This window comes from Chondromyces crocatus, assembly GCF_001189295.1.
In the GTDB taxonomy this organism is placed as follows: Bacteria; Myxococcota_A; Polyangia; order Polyangiales; family Polyangiaceae; genus Chondromyces; species Chondromyces crocatus.
Window position 1 is genome coordinate 9595106 of record NZ_CP012159.1, and the last position, 24346, is coordinate 9619451.

The following is a 24346-nucleotide window of genomic DNA, read 5'->3' on the forward strand; positions in this document are numbered from 1 at the left end:
CATGACCCATCGAGCCAGGGAACCGTCGGGTCGACAAGAGCCAATGCAGGGGTGGCGGAGGCTCGTCGCTCAGAGGGGTGACGCCGTGCCCCGAGGGCGAGCCGCGTGGATGGTGGTCGTACGATGCTGCCGAGGTGTCAGCTTGGGAGCCTGGCGAGAAGTCCGACGGCGACGCGCCGCAAGCCCAGCGATGCCAGCGAGCAACCAAGGTGTCATTCCACCTGAGGGGTCCCCATTGGCGCTGGATGTCACGGCGCAGCCATTGCCGTGGAGGTGAGAAGAGGCGTCGCCGCGGAGGTCATTTGAAGGCGGTGCACCGCCCGTGCCCGTGGAGCCGCTCGTGGTGGTGGACGAAGCGCCCCCTTCGGCATTGCCGCCAACCCCGGAAGAGTCACCGCCGCTGCCAGTCGGGGAGGTGCCGGGGACCTGACCCGTGAAGCAGCCGCCGGCGATGCACTCGCCTTCGGGACAGGGGGAGCCCTCGATCTTGATCAGATGCGCACAAGAGCCCGTGGCCGGCTCGCAAATGGCAAAGCGGCAGGCCAGAGGATCGGGCTGGGTGCAGATGAAGGGGTCACGACCGACGCAGACGCCATTCTGGCAGGTGTCCGTCAGCGTGCAGCCATTGCCGTCGTCGCAGGCGAAGCCGTCTGGCTTGGGGGGGTTGTTGCAATCGCAGGCGTCGCCGATGCCGTCGCCGTTGATGTCGGCCTGGTCCGGGTTCGGGACGAGAGGGCAATTGTCGGCAGCGTCGAGGATGCCGTCGTTGTCGTCGTCGGGGTCGCAGGCGTCGCCCAGGCCGTCGCCGTCGTTGTCGACCTGAGAGGTGTTGGGGACGAGGGGGCAGTTGTCGAGCGCGTCCGGGATGCCGTCGTCGTCGGCGTCGAGGGCGCAGACGCCAGCAAGGCAGGCCTGGCTCGCGCATTCCTTGGGCAGGATGCACGTGGCGCCGAGGGGCTTGTCGGGGAGGCAGGTGCCGTTCGGCATGCAGTGAGCGTCGTCGCTGCACTGCGGGTCGGTGGCGCAGAAGGAACGGCAAGCGCCGCTCGCGCAGAGATAGGCGCCGCAGGACTGGAGGGCGCTGGCGCAGGTGCCGAGGCCATCGCACTGGAGGGACTGAACATGGTTGGGTGGGGCGCACGAGGTCCCCCCGCAGGGGGTGCCCTGAGGGCGCTTCTGGCAGGCGCCAGCACCGTCACACAGGCCCGTATCGCCGCACGGGGTGTTGTCGGAGGGGCAGGCGTCCTTCGGGTCGGTACCGGCCCGGATGGGGCCGCAATGACCATCGGCGCCACTGCCCTTCATCGCCGCGGTGCAAGCGGTGCAGGGGCCGGTGCAAGCAGCGTCGCAGCAGACACCGTTGACGCAGAAGCCGGAGAGGCATGCGAGCCCGGGAGCGCAAGGTGCACCGAGGGGGTAACCGCCATGGAGCTCGGCGCTGGCGACGACACCCGTGTTCGAATCGCCACCCGTCACGAGCACAGTGCCGTCATTCAATGGCGTCGCGGTATGCTGATAGCGCCCGTTGAACAGCGTCCCCTCCGGAGACCAGAGGGCGGTAACGGGATCGTAGATGGCCGCACTCGCGAGCGCGCCTCCAGCACCCACCCCTCCTGCTACGAGCACACGGCCGTCGACCAGCAACGCCGCCGTGTGGTCAGCCCGCGCCACGTTGAGCGAACCTGTCAGCGTCCATGCTCCCATGACGGGATCGTACAGCTCCGCGCTCTTCTCATGGTCACTTAGACTCCAGCCCCCTGCCACGAGCACACGACCACCTCCCAGCGACGTCGCCGTGTGAGTAGCCCGCGCCACGCTCAGCGTACCCGTCGGCGACCATACCCCGGTCGCTGGGTCATACAGTTCCGCGCTCTGCTCATGACCATGGCCGCTCCAGCCCCCGGCCACGAGCACACGACCACCTCCCAGCGACGTCGCCGTGTGAGCAGCCCGCGCCACGCTCAGCGTGCCCGTCGGCGACCATACCCCGGTCGCTGGGTCATACAGTTCCGCGCTCTGCTCATGACCATGGCCGCTCCAGCCCCCGGCCACGAGCACATGACCACCTCCCAGCAACGTCGCCGTGTGCCCATAGCGCGCCACGTTCAGCGTGCCCGTCGACGACCATACCCCGGTCGCCGGCTCAAACAGCTCCGCACTCTGCTCATAACCTTGGTTGCTCCAGCCCCCTGCCACGAGCACACGACCGTCTCCCAGCAATGTCGCCGTGTGGTAAGCCCGCGCGATACTCGGCGTGCCCATCAGGGTCCATAGCTTCGCCACGGGGTCATAGAGTTCCGCGCTCTGCTCATAACCCTGGTTGCTCCAGCCCCCTGCCACGAGCACACGACCATCTCCCAGCAATGTCGCCGTGTGGTAAGCCCGCCTGATGCTCGGCGTGCCCGTCGGCGTCCATGGATTCGGTGCCGATGGCACGTACACTTCGACCATGGGCAAATCGACGTCCCCCACGATGAGGATTCCACCGTTCGGAAGTCGTGTGGCGGTGTGAGCATCTCGCGAGAAATTCATCGCCGGGGCAAGGCTCCATGTACCCAGCAAGGGGTCATACACCTCGACGCTCCCTTCACTGCTTTGGCCGCCAGCCGCGAGAAGACGCCCGTCTCCCAGCAATGTCGCCGTATGATAACTCCTCGCCACGCTCAGCGCGTCCGTGGCGGTCCATACTCCCGTCACGGGATCATACAGCTCCGCACTTGCCTCGTCGTGATTGATGCTCTTACCCCCTGCCACAAGCACACGGCCGTCTCCAAGGCGTGTCGTCGTGTGAGCGTACCGCATCACCGTCAGGGATCCCGTGACGGTGAATGTCCCGGTAACCGGGTCATAAAGCTCTGCGGTCCCATCGATGCCACTATCACCATAGCCCCCTGCGACGAGGACGCGGCCGTCCACGAGCAGCGTCGCCGTGTGAAGAACCCGTGCCCTGCTCATCGCTCCCGTCGACGTCCATGCCCCGGTCGCCGGGTCATAAAGCTCCGCAGTCGCCTCGATGCCACCGTTGCGCTCACCCCCGACCACGAGCACGCGGCCATTTCCAAGCAACGTCGCCGTGTGCCATCTTCGCCCGACACTCAGCGTTCCCGCTGGCGTCCATGCTCCGATCACTGGATCGAAAAGTTCCGCACTCTGCTCCGTGAAACCGTAGCGGTCTCCCGCTACCACGAGCACACGGCCGTCTCCCAGCAACGTCGCCGTGTGAGCCTGTCGCTCCGTCGTCATCTCTCCCGTGGATGTCCATGTCCCCGTCAGCGGGTCATAAAGCTCCGCGCTGGCCAGTAGTTGGCCAATGGCATCATGGCCTCCTGTAACGAGCACACGGCCGTCGGCCAGCAACGCGGCGGCATGGGACTCCCGAGCCATGCTCATGCCATCCAGGAGAAGCCATAGTGGGTCCACCAGCACCGGTCCCTCCGTGGGTTCGACCTTCAGCGCAATCACTTCGCCACGAGCTTCGAGCCGCACCCCGATCGGTTGATCCTCTCGTCCGAACGCCCGCGGCGCCGTCACGCGCAGCCGCGCTCTGCCCTCGTCGTCCACCAGTTCCACGGCCTCGTCACGCTGTCGCGGGGTCGCTCCCTCGATCTGCCAGGTCACCTCGGCCTCGCGTGCCGGGGCTCTTGCCGTATCGGCGTCAGTCCCCATCAGCAACCATTCCTCGACCCCGCCGGCAGCCGCACGCCAGAAGCTCGCTCCCCCCGCTCTCCGGTAGCTCACCGCGCCGTCGACGACCTCGCCAGAGCCGGTGGCGCCCACCTCCCGCACCCGGATCGAGAAGCCGCCAGAGCCTTCGAGTTCGAGCCATTCGCTACCGTCTCGGGGCAGCCGCGCGCGGATGCGCTGCCAGGTACCGTTCGGACCTGGGAAGCCCAGGGCGAAGCCAGCCTCGGTCGGGATGGGCGGGTCGTCGGTGCCGGTGCCCAGCACCTCCGCAGCGTGCGCGGGGAATCGTGTTCGGATGAGGTCTGCGGCGTTGCCCGATAGCTCGTCGGTCGAGGCGCAGCCCAGCACGCCGAGTGCTCCTCCCGCCAGCAACAAGGCCACGACGAACGTGACCAGCACGCGCAGTCCCATGCAGTGGTTCATGCTGCTCCCTGAAGGTTTGCGAAGCAGCGTCGCACGGTGCCGACGAGTGACGCTACTTCGTTGTTCGTGGGCCTGAGGTGGCAGGGGCGGCGACGTCGACGAGGTGCGCGAGGGGAAGCGGTGGACGGCAGCGACTGCCGGTCGCCTCCAACGGGAGCGCGGCCGCGGGGAGGCGAGCGCTCCTGCGGCGGCGTGCGGCGATGGCGAGGGCTGCAGTGAGCAGCCAGGGGGCCGTGGAGGACGTGCCGCCACGAGGGCCGTCGCTCACGCCGGGGGTCACGGTGCAGCCGTTGCCGTGGAGAAGGGTGCTGGGATCGCCTTCGATCCCGAAGGTCGGGGAAGCGCCGCCAGCGCCAGCGCTGGTCGTGGGCGCGCCGCCGCCTTCGGCGCTGCCGCCCTCGCCGCCGGTGCCGCCTTCGCCGCCGGTGCCGGTCGGGAAGGTGCCGGGGATCTGGCCGGTGAAGCAGCCGCCAGCGATGCACTCGCCTTCGGGGCAAGGGGAGCCGTCGGTCTTGTAGGGGTGGACGCAGGAGCCGGTGGTGGGCTCGCAGAAGGCGACGCGGCAGGCCAGGGGGTCGGGCTGGATGCAGATGAACGGGTTGCTGCCGACGCAGGTGCCGGACTGGCAGGTGTCGGTCAGGGTGCAGGCGTTGCCGTCGTCGCAGGAGGAGCCGTCGGGCTTGGGGGGGTGGTTGCAGTCGCAGGCGTCGCCGATGCCGTCGTTGTTGATGTCGGCCTGGTCGGGGTTCGGGAAGAGGGGGCAGTTGTCGAGCGCGTCGGGGATGCCGTCGTTGTCGTCGTCGGGGTCGCAGGCGTCGCCGAGGCCGTCGCCGTCGGTGTCGGTCTGCGGGGTGTTGGGGGTGTCGATGCAGTTGTCGAGGGCGTCGGGGATGCCGTCGTCGTCGCTGTCGAAGGTGCAGGTGCCGGCGATGCAGGCGTGGGTGACGCACTCCTTGGGCAGGATGCACGGGGCGCCGGGAGGCTTGTCGGGGAGGCAGGCGCCGCTCGAGGTGCAGTGGGCGTCGGTGGTGCACTGGGTGTCGAGGACGCAGTGGGGGAGGCAGGCGCCGCTCGCGCAGAGGTAGGTGCCGCAGGACTGGAGGGCGTCAACGCAGGCGCCGAGGCCGTCGCAGGCGCGGGCCTGGATCTGGTTGGGGGGGAGGCAGGTGCCGGCGCCGCAAGGGGTGCCCTGGGGGCGCTTCTGGCAGGCGCCGGCGCCGTCGCACTGGCCGGTGTTGCCGCAGGGGGTGGCGTCGGCGGGGCAGGCGTCTTTCGGGTCGGTGCCGGCCTGGATCGGGCCGCACAGGCCGTCGATGCCGCTGCCGCCCGTGAGGGCCGCGGTGCAGGCGATGCACGGGCCGCTGCAGGCAGCGTTGCAGCAGACGTCGTTGACGCAGAAGCCGCTGGCGCAGGTGATGCCAGAGGTGCACGCCGCGCCGAACGGGAGGCCGCCCTGGGGGCCGGTGTAGAGCTCGGTCTGGGGGAGGGCGAGGCCGCCGAAATACCCGCCGACGACGAGCACACGGCCGTCGTTCAGTGGGGTCGCCGTGTGATGAAACCGGGCGGCGTACAGGGTCCCGGAGGGAGACCAGAGGCCCGTGGTCGGGCTGTAGATGGCGGTGCTTCCGAGGGGGTTGATGGCGAGGCCGCCTGCGACGAGCACGCTGCCGTCGCTCAGCAACGTCGCCGTGTGGTAGCTCGTGCCGATCGGCAGCGCGCCGGTGAGCGTCCAGGTGCCCGACAGGGGGTCGTACAGCTCCGCGCTCGTCCGGACGAAGCCGTCGCCCTCACCCCCCGCCACGAGGACGAGGCCGCTGTTCAGCAAGGTCGCCGTCAGCGCGTGTCGCGTGGCGCTCATCGGGATGCCGGTCGACCACGCCTCCGAGAGGGGATCGTACAGCTCCACGCTCGCCAGGGTGCCAGCCAGCCCGATGCCGCCCGTCACGAAGACGCGGCCGTCTCCCAGCAGGATCGCTCGACCGTCGAAGCGGGCGTCACTCAGGGCATCGGTGAACGCCCATGTCCCCGACTGGGGGTCGTACAGCTCCGCGCTCGCCATGGCGCCCGCGGGTCCGGTGCCGCCGGCGACGAGCACGCGGCCGTCGCTCAGCAAGGTCGCCGTGTGGCTGTAGCGCGCCTCGTTCAGCGCGCTCGTGGTCGTCCAGGTTCCCAGGATGGGGTCGTAGAGTTCGGCGCTCGCCTGGTAGGCGCTGCCGTTCCAGCCGCCGGCGACGAGCACACGGCCGTCTGCCAGCAAGGTCGCCGTGTGATAGCCCCGCGCGGTGGTCTGCGCGCCGGTGCTCGTCCACATCCCCGTCCCGGGACCATAGAGTTCGGCGCTCACGAGGGCGCTGCCGGACTCGAAGCCGCCGGCGACGAGGACGCGGCCGTCGTTCAGCAAGGTCGCGGTGTGCGAGAAGCGCTTCTCGTTCAGCGGGCTGGAGACGACCCAGGAGGTCATGGCTGCAGGCTTGTAGACCTCGGCGTCGTCGACGTTCTCGCCGCCGACGAGGAGCACGTCACCGCCCGGGAGCGCGGTGGCGGTGTGCATGGTGCGAGGGCGGTTCGTCGATGGGGCCAGGACCCACGCGGAGAGGGCGGGGTCGTACAGCTCCGCGCTCGCGAGGACGCCGCTGCTCCCCTGGCCGCCGGCGACGAGCACGCGGCCGTCGGCCAGGCGCGTCGCCTCGTGACGATGACGCGCCACGGAGAGCGGTCCGGTGGCGGTCCACGTCATCGACACGGGGTCGTACAGCTCCGCGCTCGCTTCGAACCCGGCGTCGCCACGGCCACCCGTGACGAGCACACGGCCACCGGTCAGCAAGGTCGCCGTGTGCTCGTAGCGCGGGGTGCCCAGCGATCCGGCGGCAGACCACGTGTTCGTGCCGGGGTCGTAGAGCTCGGCGCTCGCCAGAGGGCCGCTGCTCGCGATGCCGCCCGTCACGAGCACGCGGCCGTCGCTCAGCAGCGTCGCCGTGTGCATGTGGCGCCCCGTGGCCAGGGAGCCGACGGTCGCCCAGGTCTCCAGCGTGGGGTAGTGGATCTCCGCGCCGGTGTGGAAGACACCGGAGGCATAGCCCCCTGCGACGAGCACGCGGCCGTCGGCGAGCACAGTCGCGGTGTGACCCGAGCGCGCCACGCTCATCGCGTCGGTGTCCGCCCAGGTGTCCGTCAGGGGGTCGTAGCGCTGGGCGCTCGCCTCGTAGCCACCGCCTCCGAAGCCGCCTGCGACGAGCACACGGCCGTCGTCGAGCAAGGTCGCGGTGTGGTGATGGCGGCTGGCGTTCATCGCGCCGGTGGTCGTCCAGGTCCCCGTCTGCGGGTCGTGGAGCTCTGCGCTGTCGTGGAAGTCGACGTTGTCCCAGCCGCCTGCGACGAGCACGCGGCCGTCGTCGAGCAAGGTCGCGGTGTGGTTGAAGCGCGCGACGCTCATGGGGTTCAGGGGGAGCCAGAGGGGGTCGACCAGGACCGGCGCGTCCGAGGTCGCGACCCGCAGGGCGAGGGTCTCGCCCCGGGCTTCGAGCCGCACGTCGATGGGCTGGCCATCGCTCCCGAAGGCGCGCGGGGCGGTCACCTGGAGGCGCGCACGACCCGCGTCGTCCAGCAGCTCCACGGCATCGCCGCGCTGGCGAAGGGCCGCGCCGTCGACCTGCCATGTCACCTCGGTCTCGCGGGGGGGGCGCCCCTGCGCGTCGGGCTGGGGCGTGAGCAGGAGCCACTCTTCCACGCCGCCCGCCGCTGCACGCCAGAAGGAAGAGCCGCCCGCGCGCCGGTAGGTGACGGCGCCTTCGATCCGCTCGCCCGCACCCGTGGCGCCAGCTTCCCGCACGCGCACCGAGAAGCTGCCAGGGCCGTCGAGCGTGAGCCAGTCGCTGCCGTCGTGGGGGAGGTGTGCGCGAAGCTGTTGCCAGGTGCCGTTGGGGCCAGGGAGGCCCAGCGCGAAGCCGGTCGGGGTCGGAAAAGGAGAGTCGTCGGCGCCGTGGCCGAGGACCTCGTCGGCCTGCGCGGGGAATCGTCGGCGCAGGAGGTCCGCGGCGTCGCCCGGCACGTCGTCGGACGCGGCGCAGCCCAGCGAGCCCACCACCATCAGCATCGAGAGGACGAGCGTGGCGAGCCCCCACAGCCCAAGACCGTTTTTCATGCAGTACCCCGGAAGGCGAAGGCGCCCGTAAGCCAGAACGCGAAGAAGCGAGCTTCGCACGAGCGTGGTGGTCGAGGCCACACTTCCACAGGTGCTCGGGCTCGCTTTCCCTTTGCAGGGATGTGGACGGCGGCGGACCGCGTCCCACGTCGTTCCAGCGAGGTTCGAGGAGCGCTCGATGCTGCGGCAGGAGCGCTCGACGCTGCGATGGGTCTTCTACTGCCGGGGCTTCTACTGCCGGGGCTTCTGCGCTCCCGCGGAGCATCCACGCGGGCGACGGGCCGCCGCGAGGGCAGCGATGGCGGCGATCAACCAGGTGGGGTCGTGGCGGGTTCTGCTCTGGCCCGCAGCACCTGCCGCGGAGCAGCCGTTGCCGTGGAGGTGGGCGTACACGTCGCCTTCCAGGCCGATGCCAGGCGTCGCGCCGCCCGCGCCCGTGGTGGTGGTCGTCGTGGGCGCGCCGCCTTCGCCGCTGCCGCCTTCGCCACCGCCGCCGCTGCCGGTGGGGGAGGTGCCAGGGTTCTGGCCGGTGAAGCAGCCGCCCGCGATGCACTCGCCGTCGGGGCAAGGGGCGCCGTCGATCTTGACGGGGTGGGCGCAGGTGCCGATGGCGGGCTCGCAGACGGAGAAGCGGCAGGCCAGGGGGTCGGGCTGGGGGCAGGTGAAGGGGCTGCCGCCGACGCACGCGCCGTTCTGGCAGGTGTCGGCCAGGGTGCAGGGGTTGCCGTCGTCGCAGGGGGCGCCGTTGGGCTTCGCGGGGCTGGCGCAGTCGCAGGCGTCGCCGAGGCCATCGCCGTTGACGTCGGCCTGGTCGGGGTTCGGGATGAGGGGGCAGTTGTCGGCGGCGTCGAGGATGCCGTCGTTGTCGTCGTCGGGGTCGCAGGCGTCGCCGAGGCCATCGCCGTCAGTGTCGGTCTGCGGGGTGTTGGGGACGTCGGGGCAGTTGTCGAGCGCGTCGGGGATGTCGTCGCGGTCGGCGTCGGCGGCGCAGACGCTCGCGAGGCAGGCCTGGCTCTGGCACTCCTTGGGCAGTCGGCAGGGGGCGCCGAGGGGTTTGTCGAAGATGCAGGTGCCGTTCGAGGTGCAGTGGGCCTCGACGATGCACTGGTTGTCGATGACGCAGTGGGCGTAGCAGGCGCCGCTGTCGCAGAGGTAGTTGCCGCAGGGCTGGGGGACGTCGACGCAGGCGCCGAGGCCGTCGCAGGCGCGGGTCTGGGCCTGGTTGATGTCGAGGCAGGTGCCAGTGCCGCAGGAGGTGCCCTGGGGGCGCTTCTGACAGGCGCCGGCGCCGTCGCACTGGCCGGTGTTGCCGCAGGGGGTGTTCTCGGAGGGGCACTCGTCGCCAGGGTCGGTGCCGACGCGGACCGGGCCACACTGGCCGCTCACGCCGCCGCCTTTGAGGGCGACGGTGCAGGCAGCGCAGGTGCCGGTGCAGGGGGTGTCGCAGCAGACGCCGTCGGCGCAGAAGCCGGAGGCACAGGTGCCGCCCGAGGCACAGGCAGCGCCGAGGGGGAGGCCGCTCTGGAGGCTGCCGTGGAGCTCGGTCTGGGTGAGGAAGAAGCCGCCGGAGTGGCCGCCTGCCAGAAGGACGCGGCTGTCTTGCAGCAGGGTCGCGGTGCTCTCCATGCGCCCCCGGAACAGGGTGCCGACGCGAGACCAGCTGCTGTTGGCCGGGTCGAAGAGGGCGGTGTCGCCGAGCAGGCCGTTCGACGTGCGGCCGCCGGCGACGAGGACGCGGCCGTCGCTCAGCAGCGCCGCGGTGTGGCCGTAGCGCATGGCGCTGACGGAGAGCGCAGGGGTCCAGGTGCCGGTGCCCGGGTCGAACAGCTCGCCTTGCGCGATGTCGCTGCCGTGGCCCATGCCGCCGATCACGAGGACGCGGCCGTCGTTCAGCAGCGTCGCGGTGTGGCTGCCCCGCTCGATGCTCATCGGGCTCACGGGGATCCAGGAGCCGTTGCCTGGATCGTAGATCTCGGCGCTCGCCAGGAAGCTGACGGTGCCATAGCCCCCCGTGACCAGCACGCGGCCGTTGGCGAGCCGGGTCGCGGTGTGATGGGAGCGGGGGGTGGACATGGCGCCCGTCGTCGTCCAGGTGCCGCCCATCGGATCGTAGAGTTCGGCGCCTTCGTGAACGACCGCGCCCGACTTGCCACCGACCACCAGGACGCGACCGTCGCTCAGCAGGGTCGCGGTGTGGGCGTCACGCGCGAGGCTCATGGAGCCGGTGGGGGTCCAGACGTTCGTGGTGGGGTCGTAGATGTCCCCCCTTCGGTCGCCAGTGACCGATCCGGTCACCAGCACGCTGCCGGCGGCGAGCCGTGTCGCGGTGTGGCCGTACCGCGTCGTGCTCATCGGGCCGGCAGCGGTCCAGGTGCCGTTCGTCGGGTCATACAGCTCGGCGGTCGACAGGTGGCCTCCGTCGCCGTGACCTCCTGCGACGAGCACGCGGCCGTCGACCAGCGGCGTGGCAGAGGGGCCCGAGCGCGAGACGTTCATGGGCGCGCCAGGGGTCCAGGAGTTGGTGGCCGCAGGCAGGTACACCTCGGCGGTGGCCCAGGCCAGGCTCCCCGCGATGAGGATGTCGCCACTCTGGAGCAAAGTCGCGGTGTGCTCGGTCCTGGGAAAGACCATGGAGGGCGCGCGGGTCCAGGTGTCCTGGGCAGGGTCGTAGAGTTCGGCGCTGGCCTCTTCGTCGCCCCCCCAGGAGCCGCCGGTGACGAGCACGCGGCCATCTGCCGTGAGCACGGCGGCGTGATCGAAGCGCCCTCGGTCCATCGCGCCGACCTCGGTCCAGGTGCCGTTCGACGGGTCGTACAGCTCCGCGCTCACCTGGAGGCCGTCGTTTCCCTCGCCGCCCGTGACGAGGACGCGTCCGTCACTCAGCAGGGTCGCGGTGTGGCGGTAGCGCCCGATGTTCAGCGAGCCGGTCTGAGCCCAGGTGCCGTTCGACGGGTCGAACAGCTCCACGCTCGCGAGGTAGCCGCCGTTGCCATAGCCGCCGACGATGAGGACGCGGCCGTCGTTCAGCAAGGTGGCGGTGTGCGCGGAGCGGGCGAAGGTGATGGGGTCTTCGGCGAACCAGGAGGTGGTGGTCGTCTCGTAGATCAAGACCGAGGAGAGGTGGCTGCCGTTGTAGCCGCCGACGACGAGGACGTTGCCGCTGGGGAGCAGCGTCGCCGTGTGACGGAATCGGCCCGGGCCGGGGAAGTTGACGGGGGACCAGGTCCCGCCCACCGGATTGTACAGCTCCGCGCTCGGGGGGTAGTCGCCATTGCTCAGGCCACCGATGACGAGGACGCGGCCATTGCTCAGCGGCGTTGCGGAGTGGTAGGCGCGCGGGGCGTTCATGGCGCTGGTGAGGGCCCAGGCGCTCGTCGCGGGGTCGTACAGCTCGGCGCTCGCGAGTTCGTCGCCGAAGTGGTGACCTCCGACGATGAGGACGCGGCCGTTCGCGAGGCGGGTGGCGGTGTGGGCCTGACGCTCGATGCTCATGGCGGCCACGGGACGCCAGAGGGGGTCGACGAGGGCGAGGGCGCCTGCGGTTTCCACGCGCAGGGCGATGGTGGTGCCGCGGGCTTCGAGGGTGACGGGGAGCGAGCGGCCGTCTTCGCCGAAGGCGCGGGGCGCGGTCACCTGGAGGCGCGGTCGGCCCACGTCGTCGAGGAGGTCGATGGCGTCGGCACGCTGGCGCAAGGTGGCGCCGTCGATCTGCCAGGTGAGTTCGGTCTCGCGCGCGGTGGCTGCGGAGGAGGGTGCAGGATCGAGGAGGAGCCACTCTTCGATGCCGTCGGCCGCGGTGCGCCAGAAGGAGGCGCCGTCGTTGCGGCGGTAGCTGACGGTGGCATCGACGAGGTGGCCTGCGCCGGTGGCGCCGTCTTCGCGGACGCGGACGTGGAAGTCACCCGGGGCTTCGAGGTGGATCCAGTCGCTGCCGTCGCGAGGGAGCTGGGCGCGCACGGAGGGAGAGGTGTCGCGCGGGCCGGGGAGGCCGAGGGCGAAGCCGGTATCGGTGGAGACGGGTGCTGCGTCGGCGGGGTGGCCGAGGACTTCGGCGGCGTGGGCGGGGAAGCGCTGGCGTATGCGGTCGGCGGCGCTGCCTCCCAGGTCGTCGCGTGAGGCGCACCCGAGCACGCTCACCACCATCAGCAAGGTCACGAGGAACGTGACCAGGACCCGCAATCCGATCGAGCTTTTCATCGACGAAGTACCCCGAGATCTCGAGGGCGAGTCTCGCACGAGCGCGGAGAGTGGAACCACCCCTTCGTCGGCCGGATGGCAGGACTGCGGGGTCGAGCGGGCGGGGCGTCGTGCATGACGTGGGGCGTCGTGCGTGGGGTGCGCAGGGGGCGTTGTGCGTGGAGGGTGCACGAGCGGAGGGAGGGCGACGTGTCCGTGTCGGGCTGCGTGAAACCGGCGGCGTGTCAGGCGGCGTGAAACCAGCGGCGTGTCAGGCGGCGTGAGGCTTTCGGCGCTCGACAGGAGCGCGCGAGCACCTGTGTCGCTGCGTGGCGACGAGGGCCAGTGCGGTGAGCAGCCATGGCGTCATGGCGGTGCGGGGCGATGTGCCAGGAGCCCGTGACACGGAGCAACCACCGTCGTCGGACGTTCGCCCGGGACCGTTGCTGCCGCTGCTCGTGGTGGTGGGAGGTCCTCCGCCCTGCTGGCTGCCGCCCTCGCCCGTGGAGCTTCCACCTTCGCCCGCTGAGCCACCCACGCCCGCTGAGCCGCCGCCAGCGCCGCCAGCGCCGCTCCCCATGCTGGACACGCAGGTGCCCGCGAGGCAAAGGCCGCTCTGGCACGCCTCGGGGCGCGTGCAGGAAGCACCATCGGGCTCCAGCGGGTGACAGTTGCCGGTGCTGGTGCAGTAAGCGTCGGCGGTGCACTGCGCGTCGGCGGTGCAGGTCTCGATGCAGGCGCCCGCTTCGCAGAGGTAGATGCCGCAGGAGGTGATGGTGTCGACGCACGCGCCCTGGCCGTCGCACTGCGGTGCCTGCGCTTCGGTGGCGGCGATGCAGGTCGCAGCGCCGCACGAGGTGCCCTGGGGGGGCTTGTGGCAGGCGCCAGCGCCGTCACAGGTGCCGGTGTTGCCGCAGGGCGTGTCGTCGGAGGGGCAGTGGCCGACCGGGTCGGTGCCGCTCCGAACGGGGCCGCAGAGGCCGTCGGGGCCGCTGCTCTTGAGGGCGGCGGCGCAGGTGGTGCAGGTGCCGGAGCAGGCGGTGTCGCAGCAGATGCCGTCGACGCAGAAGCCGGAGATGCAGCCGGAGCCCGGCGTGCAGGCGTCGCCGAGGAGGGCGGTGGCGTGAAGCTCGGCCCGGGAGAGCGCCTGGGTGCCTTCGTAGCCGCCAGCCACGAGGACACGGCCGTCGTCGAGCAGGGTCGCGGTGGCGAAGAAGCGCTTGTCGTGCATGGTGCCGGCCGAGGACCAGAGGGCCGTGGTGGGGTCGTAGGTGAGGGCGCTCCCGAGGTAGGCGGTGCCGGCCCAGCCGCCGGTCACGAGCACCTGGCCGTCGACCAGGGAGGTCGCGGTGTGACCGTACCGCGCGACGTTCAAGGGGGCGGTGGGCGTCCAGGTCTGCGTGGTGGGGTCGTACAGCTCGGCGCTGGCGTTCTCGCCGGCGTTTCCGTGGCCGCCGACGACGAGGACGCGGCCGTCGCTCAGCGGGGTCGCGGTGTGGTGGCCGCGCTCGGTGGTCATCGCGCTCGTGGGGGTCCAGGTGCCCGTGGTCGGGTCGTACAGCTCGGCGCTGGCCGACACGGCGCCATCGCCGTAGCCGCCGGCGACGAGGACGCGGCCGTCGTCGAGCAGGGTCGCGGTGGCGTAGGCACGAGGCGCCGTCATCGCGCTGGTGGCCACCCAGAGGCCCGTGGTCGGGTCGTACAGCTCGGCGCCAGCGACGTCGCCGGTGTCGCCGAAGCCGCCGACGACGAGGACCCGGCCGTCGCTCAGCGAGGTCGCCCTGTGGTAACCGCGCGCGGTGGTCATCGGGCTGGTGGGGATCCAGGTGTCGGTGTTCGGGTCGTACAGCTCGGCGCTGGCCTTGTAGCCAGAGTAGTCCCAGCCGCCGGCGACGAGGACGCGGCCGTTGCTCAGCGGGGTCGCGGTGTGGAGGTAGCGGACGGTGGTCATCGCCGCCGCTGCGGTCCAGGTACCGGTCGAGAGGGCGTAGAGTTCCGCGCTGGCCTCGAAGCCGCTGTCGCTCTCGCCGCCAGCGACGAGGACGCGGCCGTCGCCCAGCAAGGTGGCGGTGGCGTAGGCCCGCAGGGTGGCCATCGCGCCGGTGGGGATCCAGGGGGTCTCGCCCGAGGGGGTGTACACCTCGGCGAGGGGGTGGGTCTCGCTGCCCACGAACAGGACGTCACCGCTCGGGAGGGGGGTGGCGGTGTGCTCGGCGCGAGGGAGGATCATCGTGGGGGCGTCGCGCCAGGTGTCGAGGGCGGGGTCATACAGCTCGACGCTGGCGTCGAGACCGCCGTTTCCCCAGCCGCCCGCGGCGAGGACGCGGCCGTCGTCGAGCAGGGTCGCGGTGTGGGCGTACCGCGCCTTGCGCAGGGGGCTCGCGGGGGTCCAGGTGCCCGTCGCGGGGTCGTACAGCTCGGCGTGCGTCTCGTAGCCGTCGTTGCTCTCGCCGCCGGTCACGAGGATGCGGCCGTCGTTCAGCGAGGTCGCAGTGTGGTGGTGGCGGGGGGTGAGCAGCGGGCCCGCAGGAGACCAGGCGCCCGTCGCGGGGTCGTACAGTTCGGCGCTGGCCATGCCGCCGCCGGAGCCGCCCGCGACGAGGACGCGGCCGTCGTTGAGCAGGGTGGCGGTGTGGTACGCGCGCGCCGCGGTCATGGGGGACGTGGGGGTCCAGGTGCCCGTGGCGGGGTCGTACAGCTCGGCGCTGGCCTCGGCGCCGCCGAAGAAGCCGCCAGTGACGAGGACGCGGCCGTCGTTCAGCGAGGTCGCAGTGTGCGCGTACCGGGCGTGGCTCAAGGAGGCGGTGGGGGTCCAGGTGCCCGTGGCGGGGTCGTACAGCTCGGCGCTGGCCTCGGCGCCACCGAGGTGACCCCCGGCGACGAGGACGCGGCCACTGGCCAGCAGGGTGGCCGTGTGGCGGTACCGGGCGGTGCCCAGGGGGCTGACGGGCGCCCAGGTGGCCGTGGTGGGGTCGTAGAGCTCGGCGCTGGCCTCGATGTCGCTTCCGAAGCCGCCTGCGGCGAGGACGCGGCCGTCGCCGAGCAGGGTGGCGGTGTGACCTTGCCGCGCGGCGCTCATGCTGCCGGCAGGGCTCCAGAGGGGATCGACGAGCACCCGCTCGCCCGAGGTCTCCACGTGGAGCACGAGGGTCGTGCCGCGCGCTTCCAGGGAGATGGGGACGGGCTGGCCCGCTTCGGTGAAGGCGCGGGGCGCCGTCACGTGGAGGCGGGCTCTCCCCTCCCCGTCCAGCAGGTCGACGGCATCGGCTCGCTGGCGCAGGGTGGCGCCCTCGATGCGCCAGGCCAGCTCGGACGTGCGCGCGGAGGGAGCGGGGTCCGGGGCCAGCACGAGCCACTCTTCGATGCCGCCCTCCACGGCGCGCCAGAAGGTCGCGCCGTTCTCGCGCGGGTAGGTGACGGCGCCGTCCAGGATCTCGCCAGGGCCAGCGGCGCCGATTTCCTGGATCCGCAGGGCGAAGCCGCCAGGGGCTTCGAGGTGAATCCAGTCGCTGCCTTCCCGAGGGAGGCGGGCACGAATGCGCTGGAAGGTGCCGCGCGGACCTGGAAGGCCGAGGGTGAAGCCGGCCTGGGTGGTGAGGGGGAGGTCGTCGGCGCCGCTGCCCAGCACCTCGGCGGCGTGGGCCGGGAAGTGCTGGTGAATGAGGTCGGCCACGCGGCTGCCTGGGTCGTCACGGGAGGCGCAACCGAATGCGCTCACCATCGTCCACAGGGTCACGAGGCGCGTGACCAGCAACCGCAGATCGATCCAGCTTTTCATCGAAGAGACTCCCCGGGTTCGGCGGGAGTCTCTCACAGGCATCGCGAGCGGAGCCACCCTCGTCGGCCCTGGGTGCGGAGTCAGCGTCGCGTGGGAGGAGAGGGAGGAGCCGCCGTGAATACGATTTTTATGACGGCTCGGTCCCGGGTTCCGCTGTCGAGAGGGAGAGAGGAGAGGCGATGCGCTCAAGGCTCGTGGACGTCGAGGCGGCGGGTCTGGACGCGCCAGGCGCCATAAGGGCGTTCGAGACGCAGGCTGGCATAGGTGGCGACGACGGCGCCAGCGTCGCTCACGGCGAGGGTGGGCGCCTCGTCGTGTGCGTCGTCGCTGGTGATGGGGAAGTGCGCGAGGATCTCACCGTGGGTGCCGATGACGGCGCCCATGAGGTCGTCGCTGGTGGGGCCGCAGGCCTTCCAGCCGAGAACGTAATGCTCGCCGTTGAAGACGACGCTCGACGCGCCGAGGTCCACGGTGTTCAGGGGAGCGGCGACCTCGTAGGGGTTGGCAAAGGAATCGCGGATCGGGCACTCGGGGTGCTCGGCGACGAGGAGGGGCTGCGCGTCGAGGAGCGTGCCGTCGAAGCCGACGCGGCGGGCCATGATGCGGGACACGCCGCCCATGTGTTCGTGCCAGGCGACGAGGGCGTGGTCGGGGCTGCGGGTGATGGCGAGGGACCAGGCCTTGGTGCTGGCGTCGGTCACGTCGGTCATGGGGCCGAACCACCAGAAGCCAGGGTGGAACAGGCTCGCACGGATGGGGCCGCTGCCGAAGACGGAGGGGATCCAAGCGATGAAGTGATCGTATTCCTGGACGGGGACGCCCGCGATGTTCGCGCCGCCGTGGCGAGGGAAGTCGCTGGGCATGAAGGGGCCGTCGGTGAGGCCATGGGGGTGGTAATAGCTGCCCATGGGCATGAAGTGCATGTTGTCCACGAAGCCGTGAATGATGCTGATCAAGGCGTCCGGCGACGCGGAGAGCGAGGGCGGCTTGTGCGTCCAGTTGGCCATGCTGAAGCCGAGGCTCATGACGGTGGTGCCGTTCGGGCGCAGATGCCTGCCCTGAACGCCGCAGCTCACGACCTCACCGAAGGAGCAGTTGCGCCAGGCGACGGTGGTCCCATCGGCGTCCCTGGCGACGGCAGGGACAGTCTGACGGTCAGGGCCGGTGCCGAGCTGGATGGCTGCGGGGTCGAGCATGCTGCCCGAGGCGCTGACGTGGACGGCGTAGAGGTCCTGATCCTGGTTGGCAGCGACGTTGCGCTCGTCCCCCCAGGCGACGACGAAGCTCTCGCCATCGAAGCCGATGCCCGGGTAGCGCTGGCTGTTGGCGCTGGTGGAGACGACGAAGCCCGTGGCGTCGACGAGGGTGCCCGCGGAGTCGAGGCGAGCGCCGTAGATGGTGGCGAGATCGGCCTGCCGTCCGCGGTGGCGCTCGTCGCTCCAGAGAAGAAGGCTCCCCGCGCTGGAGGGGAGGATGGCGGCATGCCGTGCGTTGCTCCGGACGAGGGTGCCGTAAGGGGAACCAAGGACGGTGCCGCTGGCGCTGATGCGGCTGTACAGCACGCTGCTCGAGCCCATGGGCGGATTTCCTGGGGTCTGGCCGCTGCCCCAGGTGATGACGGCGGTGGTCCCGTCGTGGGACGCGGCGATGTTGCCGTTGTTCCAGTTCATGGTGCCGATGTCGATGCCGCTGGCGTCGAGGACCGTCCCCCCCATGGTGACGCGCGCCGCCTTGACGGTGAGATCGCCGTGCATCCAGGCGATGAAGCACTGGCCCGCGTTGCACGTGAGGGCCTGCGGAGTGTGCGCGAAGGAGGCCTGCTGGACGACGGTGCCGTCGGGGTGGAGGGTCGTGAGGCGACCCGGGGGGGCGCTGCTGGAGTTCCAGGCAATGGCGTAGTCGGTGCCGTCGAAGCTGACGCCGGCAGCGAAGGTGTTCGCGGAGGCGACGAGGACACCGCCGGGGTCGAGGACGGTGCCGTCGAAGGCAACGCGGGCGCGGAAGATGCCGGACCCACCCCAGATCACGAGGTACTCGCTGTCGCCGGCGGCGATGTGCAGGCCGGTGGAGGTGCCCGTCGAGGAGATCAGCGTGGTGCCGAGCGGGGCCCCCGCCGCGCTGATGCGCATGGCCACGAGGCCGGTATTGGGGGCGATGCCGCGGCCCACGAGGAGGAAGGAGTCCCCGTCGGAGGCGATCTTCACGGGTCCGGCGAATGGGAGGCGGATGCCAGCGGTGTCGAGGACTTCGCCGGTCGCGCTGACGCGGGTGCCCCAGGTTCCGCCAGGGCGGCTGTCGGTCCAGGCGACGAAGTAGGTGGTGCCATTGAAGGCGGCGACGGGGAAGGTCTGGGCGCCGAAGGCAGGGCCATAGACGGGGGCGTCGAGGCTGCTCTCGGGGCTGACGTCGACGGCGACGTCACCGAGGAGGGCCTGCGTGGCGTCACCGAGCGACCAGAAGGGGTCGTAGGAGGTGCCGGAGAGGCCCTCGGAGGCACAGGCGGAGAGGGCGAGGGCAAGCGACGCGAGGGGGAGCACGCGGACAGCGTGGGTGTGGGGGAGACATCGGAACATGCGCAGGAAACTCCTGTGGAGCCGTAAAGCCTGAGGGTGGCCCACGCTGGCACCATGCTCGACCTGGTGTCTGCTGGGAAGCCAGTTCGTGGGGCCACGTACGATTCCGGAGGAGGGCTCGGTGGACGCGCGACAGAGACGACGAGGCGAGGATGGGCCTTTTCTCGACGATGCGCGCCGCGCATGAAGCGCCTGGTCCGTCGAGCGAACGATCGTCATCACCGCAGGTGGCGCAGCGCGTCGATGGCTCGAAGCGGGCGTCGACGAAACGGCTTGGCCCCCACGCCATGCCTTTCTAACCTCGCGGTTTCAGGAGAGTTCACGATGACGACAGAACGACGCCCGACGAGGCTCCACCACACGGCCTACGTCACCAGGGATCTCGAGAAGACGCGCGCGTTCTACGAGGACCTCATCGGTCTGCCGCTCGTGGCGACGTGGTGCGAGTCCGACGAGCTGTTCGGCAAGGTCCGGACGTACTGCCATTGCTTCTTCGGCCTCGAAGATGGCAGCGCGCTCGCGTTCTTCCAGTTCGCGAACCAGGAGGACCAGAATCTCTTCGGGCCGGAGATGCCGTCTTCGCCCTTTCATCACATCGCGCTGAATGTCGACCGGGCGACGCTGGAGCGCGTCCAGAAGAAGCTCGCCGATGCTGGCTACGAGCCCCCGAAGACGTACGTTCTCGAGCACGGCTACTGCCAATCGCTGTACGTCGTGGATCCGAATGGCATGACGCTGGAACTCACGTGCGATGCCCAGGAGGCGATCTCCGACGATCTGGTGCGGGAGCGTGAGAAGAAGGCCCGGAGCGAGCTTGCGCGCTGGCTGGCCGGTGACCACACGTCGAACAATACGTTCCGCTGACATGAGGCGCGTCACCCTCTCCTTCGACAACGGGCCGGATCCGGACGTGACGCCGCGCGTCCTCGAGCGGCTCCGCGAGCGCGAGGTGCTGGCGCATTTCTATGTGCTGGGGAAGCACGTCGCGACCCCGGCCGGGCGCAGCCTCGTCGAGCGCGCGCGGGACGAAGGGCACGTCGTCGGGAACCACTCGTACACCCATGTGACGCCGCTCGGTTCGGACCTCCGCCCCGACGCGGTGGAGCAGGAGATCGTCCGCACCGAGGCCCTGCTCTCGCCCCTCGTCCCCGGTCCGAAGCGGTTCCGGCCGTTCGGAGGGGGAGGCCTGCTCGGTCGTCACCTCCTGAGCGGCGCGGCGCGCGACTACCTCGTGGCCCACGGCTACTCCTGTGTCCTGTGGAATGCCGTCCCGCGCGACTGGGAGGACCCTGGGTGGGTGGCGACTGCGCTCGCCCAGACCGGGGCGCTCGAGCACGCGCTCGTGGTCTTGCACGACGTCCCGGAGGCCTGCCTCGACGGCCTGGCGGCCTTCCTCGACGCGCTCCGGGCGCGCGGAGACGAGTTCACCACGGACCTGCCCCCGGCGTGTGTGCCCATCGATGGTGGCCAGATCAGGGCCGACCTCTCGGAGATCGTGAACGCATGAGAATCGCTTCCCTCCAGTCCCAGCATGGCCCTTTCCTGGGCGTTCGCCGCGGCGACGGGTATGTCGACGCCAACGCCGCCCTCCCCGATCTCCCTCGCGATCTGGGGGCGGTCCTCCGGGCTGGTCTCCTCGAACGGCTCACGGACGTCGAGGGGCCGCTCGTTCGTGATGTGACGTATCGACCGCTCGTCAGTGACCCCGGCAAGATTCTCTGCCTCGGTGTGAACTACATCGACCATGCGAAAGAAGCGTCCCTCCAGAAGCCGGACTACCCCGTCGTCTTCGGGCGCTTCACGACGAGCTTCGTCGGCCACGAGGTTCCGCTGGTGCGGCCGCGGCTGTCGACGCACTTCGATTACGAGGCCGAGCTGTTGGTCGTCATCGGGCGCCGTGGGCGAGCAATCCCTCGGGAGCGCGCGCTCGAGCACGTCGCTGGCTACGCGCTGCTCAATGATGGCACGATCCGGGATTACCAGAAGCGGACGTCGCAGTGGACGGTCGGGAAGAACTTCGACCGCACCGGCGCGATGGGCCCGGACCTCGTCACCCCCGACGAGCTACCGCCTGGGGCGCGTGGGCTGAGGATCCGCGGCCGGCTGAACGGCGAGACGATGCAGGAAGCGAACACCACCGACATGGTGTTCGACGTGGTCTCGGCGATCGCGCTCCTCTCCGAGGCGATGACGCTCGACCCCGGGGACGTGATCGCCATGGGCACGCCAGGGGGCGTCGGCTTCGTGCGGGAGCCGCCGGTCTTCCTGAAGCCTGGCGATGTGTTCGAGGTCGAGGTGGATGGGGTCGGGACGCTCCGGAACAGCATCATCGACGAGGCGTGACGCGGTCCAGCCACGGACTGCGAGGTGTCCGAGCGGGGCGCAGCCGCCCTCTTTCACACGGCAGCGCCAGCCGCCCCGGCCCCGCCGCGCCAAGCGCGTCGGGTCCCCACCACGCCGCGATCCCCTCGAGGAGCCTGGCACGTCCTGCCGCTTCGGGCCTGACCTCATGGGATCGGGTCGCAGGCGAAGTCCCCGGCCGGGTGGTTCAGAAGACCTCCATGTCCGCGCAGCCATCCACGTGATCGCCGCCGTCGAGGTCCAGGGAGAAGTAGTACTTGTCCTCCTCGGTCGGCGTCATGATGGAGCCAGGTGCCACGTCGTGTGACGTCGCGGTCGCCCCCGAGGGGGAGGGCCACGTCAAGGTGCCGGTCACCTCCGTCTGGTCCCCGTCCGAGATGATGGACGGCCAGGTGAGGAACAGGTCGCCGGCCGCACCGCCTTCGCCATTGAACGAGACCTCGAGCGAAGGGGTGCCCAGCTGTGAGAAGACCGCGCCCGTGTAAGCATACGAGGCGTCGACCGAGCTGCCTCCCATCGTACCGACGAAGCTGATCTCGCCTGCTGCGCAGGGAGCATCTCCACCGGGGATCGCGTCGTCATCTCCACAGCCCGTGGTGACAGCGAGGAGAAGGCTGATGGCCGGGGCGAGGAGCGCATGCTGGAGGTTCATGATGCGTCGACGCTATCGGCGCGCCGGACGAGCTACCAGACGCGAGCAAGTTTCCGCTCTCCGGCGCGTTCACATGGGCGCGAGGGCACGAGGGCACGAGGTCGCTCTGGCCTCTGGGAGAGGCTCCCTCCCGACGCGATGAGGAGCTGCGCGCGAGCGATCAGCGGGAGCCGAAAGCCTGCGTCCAGTAATGCTTGTAGGTCGAGGTGCTCGCGTTGTGATAACCGACGCCCAGGTCCCTGAGGGCGCCATTCATGATGTTCTTGCAATGGTCGGGGCTCGCCATCCACCCATTCACCACGGTCTCGGGGGTGGACTGGCCGGCGGCGATGTTCTCCGCGGCATTCTTGTAGTTGTAACCAGCATTCTTCATGCGCGTCCACGGAGAGGAGCCGTTGGACCCGGTGTGACTCATGAAGTTGTTCGTGCCCATGTCCTTCGAATGCTTGCGCGCAGCACACCGCAGGTTCTCGTTCAAGGCCAGCGCCGTCGCGGCCGGGTACGGTGTCCCGCCGCAGACCGCTCCAGCAGCGCGCCTCTGATTCACCAGGGTGAGGACCCGGTTCTCGAAGGTGGTGTAGCTGGAGTTCCAGGTCAGAACGTCATTGCAGTAGCTGGGAAGGGCGTCGCTCTCCTGCTCGGCACGACGTGCCCCCTCGTCGGCGGCGAGTTCGTCGACCACGGCGCCGGTGGGTTCGTCGAGGTCTGCGTCCTCCGCGAGTTCTTCGTCCGGCTCGGCCCCGGCGACACAGCCGGAAGCGAACAGCGCGCAGAGGAAGGCCGCCGCAGACAGTCTGCTCATTGCATCCATCGAGAACTCCTGGTTTTCGGCGTCGCAGCGGTTTGCCGCGGCGCCGTGAGGAGGAGAATACCTCAGGTGCTCCGGAGGATCATTGAATACCGTTGGTCCGCGAAAGTTCTGCGCATGCGCGGTAATTCATCCAGCGCCGCTGAAGATTCATAAAGAGGGATGCACACTGGCAGTCGCTGACGGCACGCAATGAGCGGGTTTCGGCTCATGGGTCGCAGCAATGCAATGGTCTCCGCCGTTATCACATTCGTGCAGGAGCAGGAGCGCTGTCGCGAACTGGGCACCCCGTGCGCCGGCTCTCTCCTGCGCTCGGTGGGCGCTGGACTGGATGTGGACTGGATGGGGAGGCTGCTCGGGATGGTTGAGGGAGTCGAGGGATAAGGAGAGGAGGACGGACGGGGGCAAAGGGGGCGTCGAGACGGAGGGTCGACCACGGGCGGAGGGACGGAGGGGGCGGGAGAGAAAATGAAAAAGTTCGTAGGGAGGTCCGGGGTCGCCACGTCCAAGAACTGAACCTACCCGGCGGCACCAGAAAGGCCGCCAGCCAGAAAGGAAGAACCGCCCATGAACGCACGTGGTTTTCGGTCGCTCGCGTCGGTTGCCGTCCTGAGCCTTGCGTCGTTCGTCGCCGCTTGTGGAAGCGAGCCCAATGCTGAGCTGGAGAACACGCAGGCGGAGGAGCAGGACCTCGGCGTCGATGAGCAGGCCGCGAAGGGCAGTGAGGAGACGGCGAAGGGACCGGGACGGGGTGAGGGTCGTGGGCCGAAGGGGCACTTCGGAAAAGGTGGCCCAGGGGCGATGTTCGGTGAGGTGCTGCGGGAGCTGGAGCTGTCCGATGCGCAGCGCGAGGCGGTGAAGGAGGTGATGGGTGAGCTGCGCGGTGGGGCCGAGGGCAAGCAGCCCAGGGCGCTGTTCGCGAAGCTGGCGGCGGGTGTGAGGGCCGGGTCGATCGACGAGGCAGCGCTCCAGGCCGAGCTGAAGGGGTCGGAGGGGGAGGGGCGGCGAGAGGCCTTCGTGGCGGCGGTGCAGAAGCTGCACCAGACCCTCACGCCGGAGCAGCGGAAGCAGCTCGTGGCGAAGATCAGTGAGCGGGCCGGGAAGCACGAGGGGCGCTTCGAAGGGAAGTTCGACGGGAAGCGCGGAGCGATGAAGGGAGGCAAGGGGCGGGCGCACGCGATGCACGGCGAGAAGGGTGGCGTGGAGCGGCTGCTGCACGGGGTGACGCTGCGCGAGGGGCAGCGGGAGCAGATCGAGACGGCGCTCGCGTCCGCAGGGCTGGACGCCGCGAAGTTCTGGGGTGAGAAGCCGGACTTCGAGGCGATGATCACCGCGAGGAAGGCCCTGCTCGATTCGTTCGCGTCCGATGGGTTCGACGCGAAGGCGGCGCTGCCCGCGCTCGGCGAGGGCAAAGGGGGCCCTGGGGCGCACCTGGAGCGGATGGTGGCCTCGCTGAAGGTGGTGACGCCGCTCCTCGATGACGCGCAGCGGGCTGCGCTGGCGGATCGGTTGGAGCGGGGTCCGATGGGCATGAAGGGCAAGCGAGGGGCGCATCGGTTCGAGGGGCCGGGGCGCGGTGGAGAGCAGCGGCGCTTCGAGGGGCCCCCGCGCGGTGGGGAGCGGCCTGCGATGGAGCGGGCGCGGCGTGATGGGGAGCAGCGGCGCTTCGAGGGGCCGCGGCGAGGTGCGGGTGCGCGCGGGGGTGCGCCCGAGGGGCTGCGCGACGGCGCCCGCGGGGAGCGGTGATGCA

11 protein-coding genes are annotated in these 24346 nt (G+C 70.3%); 4 read left to right on the forward strand and 7 right to left on the reverse strand.

The window, feature by feature from the left end; translation table 11 throughout:
• Positions 1-69 precede the first annotated feature (69 nt).
• The 5 genes from CMC5_RS34690 to CMC5_RS34710 form a co-directional block, all read right to left on the reverse strand.
• Positions 70-4095, reverse strand: a complete 4026-nt coding sequence (locus CMC5_RS34690; protein WP_050434413.1) for a thrombospondin type 3 repeat-containing protein — start codon at positions 4093-4095, stop codon at positions 70-72.
• Positions 4096-4159: 64 nt separating this feature from the next.
• Positions 4160-8248 (reverse strand): Kelch repeat-containing protein, encoded by a 4089-nt coding sequence (locus tag CMC5_RS34695; protein ID WP_082363579.1) that lies wholly within the window; start codon positions 8246-8248, stop codon positions 4160-4162.
• Positions 8249-8479: 231 nt separating this feature from the next.
• Positions 8480-12445, reverse strand: coding sequence for a Kelch repeat-containing protein (locus CMC5_RS34700; RefSeq protein WP_050434414.1), 3966 nt, complete (start codon positions 12443-12445; stop codon positions 8480-8482).
• A 250-nt stretch (positions 12446-12695) separates the two neighbouring features.
• Positions 12696-16202, reverse strand: coding sequence for a Kelch repeat-containing protein (locus CMC5_RS48770; protein ID WP_050434415.1), 3507 nt, complete (start codon positions 16200-16202; stop codon positions 12696-12698).
• Positions 16203-16387: 185 nt separating this feature from the next.
• Positions 16388-18775, reverse strand: coding sequence for a hypothetical protein (locus tag CMC5_RS34710; protein ID WP_156339083.1), 2388 nt, complete (start codon positions 18773-18775; stop codon positions 16388-16390).
• A gap of 324 nt (positions 18776-19099) precedes the next feature.
• Between CMC5_RS34710 and CMC5_RS34715 the strand changes: the two genes are divergently transcribed.
• From CMC5_RS34715 to CMC5_RS34725, 3 genes are read left to right on the forward strand one after another with little or no spacing between them, the layout of a single operon-like run.
• Positions 19100-19639 carry a VOC family protein gene (locus tag CMC5_RS34715; protein WP_050434417.1) on the forward strand — a complete coding sequence of 180 codons (540 nt, stop codon included), beginning with the start codon at positions 19100-19102 and terminating at the stop codon, positions 19637-19639.
• 1 nt (position 19640) lies between these two features.
• Positions 19641-20282 carry a polysaccharide deacetylase family protein gene (locus CMC5_RS34720; protein ID WP_050434418.1) on the forward strand — a complete coding sequence of 214 codons (642 nt, stop codon included), beginning with the start codon at positions 19641-19643 and terminating at the stop codon, positions 20280-20282.
• The gene (locus CMC5_RS34725; RefSeq protein WP_050434419.1) at positions 20279-21118 is read left to right on the forward strand and encodes a fumarylacetoacetate hydrolase family protein; all 840 of its coding nucleotides are present in this window, start codon (positions 20279-20281) and stop codon (positions 21116-21118) included. The genes CMC5_RS34720 and CMC5_RS34725 overlap by 4 nt, the downstream gene beginning before the upstream one ends.
• Before the next feature lie 205 nt (positions 21119-21323).
• On the opposite strand, the gene CMC5_RS34730 is transcribed toward CMC5_RS34725, so the two are convergent.
• Both CMC5_RS34730 and CMC5_RS34735 read right to left on the reverse strand, forming a co-directional pair.
• Positions 21324-21788 (reverse strand): hypothetical protein, encoded by a 465-nt coding sequence (locus CMC5_RS34730; RefSeq protein ID WP_050434420.1) that lies wholly within the window; start codon positions 21786-21788, stop codon positions 21324-21326.
• 160 nt (positions 21789-21948) lie between these two features.
• Positions 21949-22590 carry a CAP domain-containing protein gene (locus tag CMC5_RS34735; protein WP_050434421.1) on the reverse strand — a complete coding sequence of 214 codons (642 nt, stop codon included), beginning with the start codon at positions 22588-22590 and terminating at the stop codon, positions 21949-21951.
• 573 nt (positions 22591-23163) lie between these two features.
• Here CMC5_RS34735 and CMC5_RS34740 point away from each other — a divergent pair.
• Positions 23164-24342, forward strand: coding sequence for a Spy/CpxP family protein refolding chaperone (locus tag CMC5_RS34740; protein WP_050434422.1), 1179 nt, complete (start codon positions 23164-23166; stop codon positions 24340-24342).
• Positions 24343-24346: the final 4 nt, after the last annotated feature.

What these genes read in the sequence shown, in the direction of transcription:
- CMC5_RS34700 (WP_050434414.1), bottom strand. Translation starts at nt 12,445, where the DNA reads ATGAAAAGCTCGATCGGATTGCGGGTCCTGGTCACGTTCCTCGTGACC.
- CMC5_RS34710 (WP_156339083.1), bottom strand. Translation starts at nt 18,775, where the DNA reads ATGTTCCGATGTCTCCCCCACACCCACGCTGTCCGCGTGCTCCCCCTC.
- CMC5_RS34740 (WP_050434422.1), top strand. Translation starts at nt 23,164, where the DNA reads ATGAACGCACGTGGTTTTCGGTCGCTCGCGTCGGTTGCCGTCCTGAGC.
- CMC5_RS34715 (WP_050434417.1), top strand. Translation starts at nt 19,100, where the DNA reads ATGACGACAGAACGACGCCCGACGAGGCTCCACCACACGGCCTACGTC.
- CMC5_RS34725 (WP_050434419.1), top strand. Translation starts at nt 20,279, where the DNA reads ATGAGAATCGCTTCCCTCCAGTCCCAGCATGGCCCTTTCCTGGGCGTT.
- CMC5_RS34720 (WP_050434418.1), top strand. Translation starts at nt 19,641, where the DNA reads ATGAGGCGCGTCACCCTCTCCTTCGACAACGGGCCGGATCCGGACGTG.
- CMC5_RS48770 (WP_050434415.1), bottom strand. Translation starts at nt 16,202, where the DNA reads ATGAAAAGCTGGATCGATCTGCGGTTGCTGGTCACGCGCCTCGTGACC.
- CMC5_RS34735 (WP_050434421.1), bottom strand. Translation starts at nt 22,590, where the DNA reads ATGAGCAGACTGTCTGCGGCGGCCTTCCTCTGCGCGCTGTTCGCTTCC.
- CMC5_RS34695 (WP_082363579.1), bottom strand. Translation starts at nt 8,248, where the DNA reads ATGAAAAACGGTCTTGGGCTGTGGGGGCTCGCCACGCTCGTCCTCTCG.
- CMC5_RS34730 (WP_050434420.1), bottom strand. Translation starts at nt 21,788, where the DNA reads ATGAACCTCCAGCATGCGCTCCTCGCCCCGGCCATCAGCCTTCTCCTC.
- CMC5_RS34690 (WP_050434413.1), bottom strand. Translation starts at nt 4,095, where the DNA reads ATGGGACTGCGCGTGCTGGTCACGTTCGTCGTGGCCTTGTTGCTGGCG.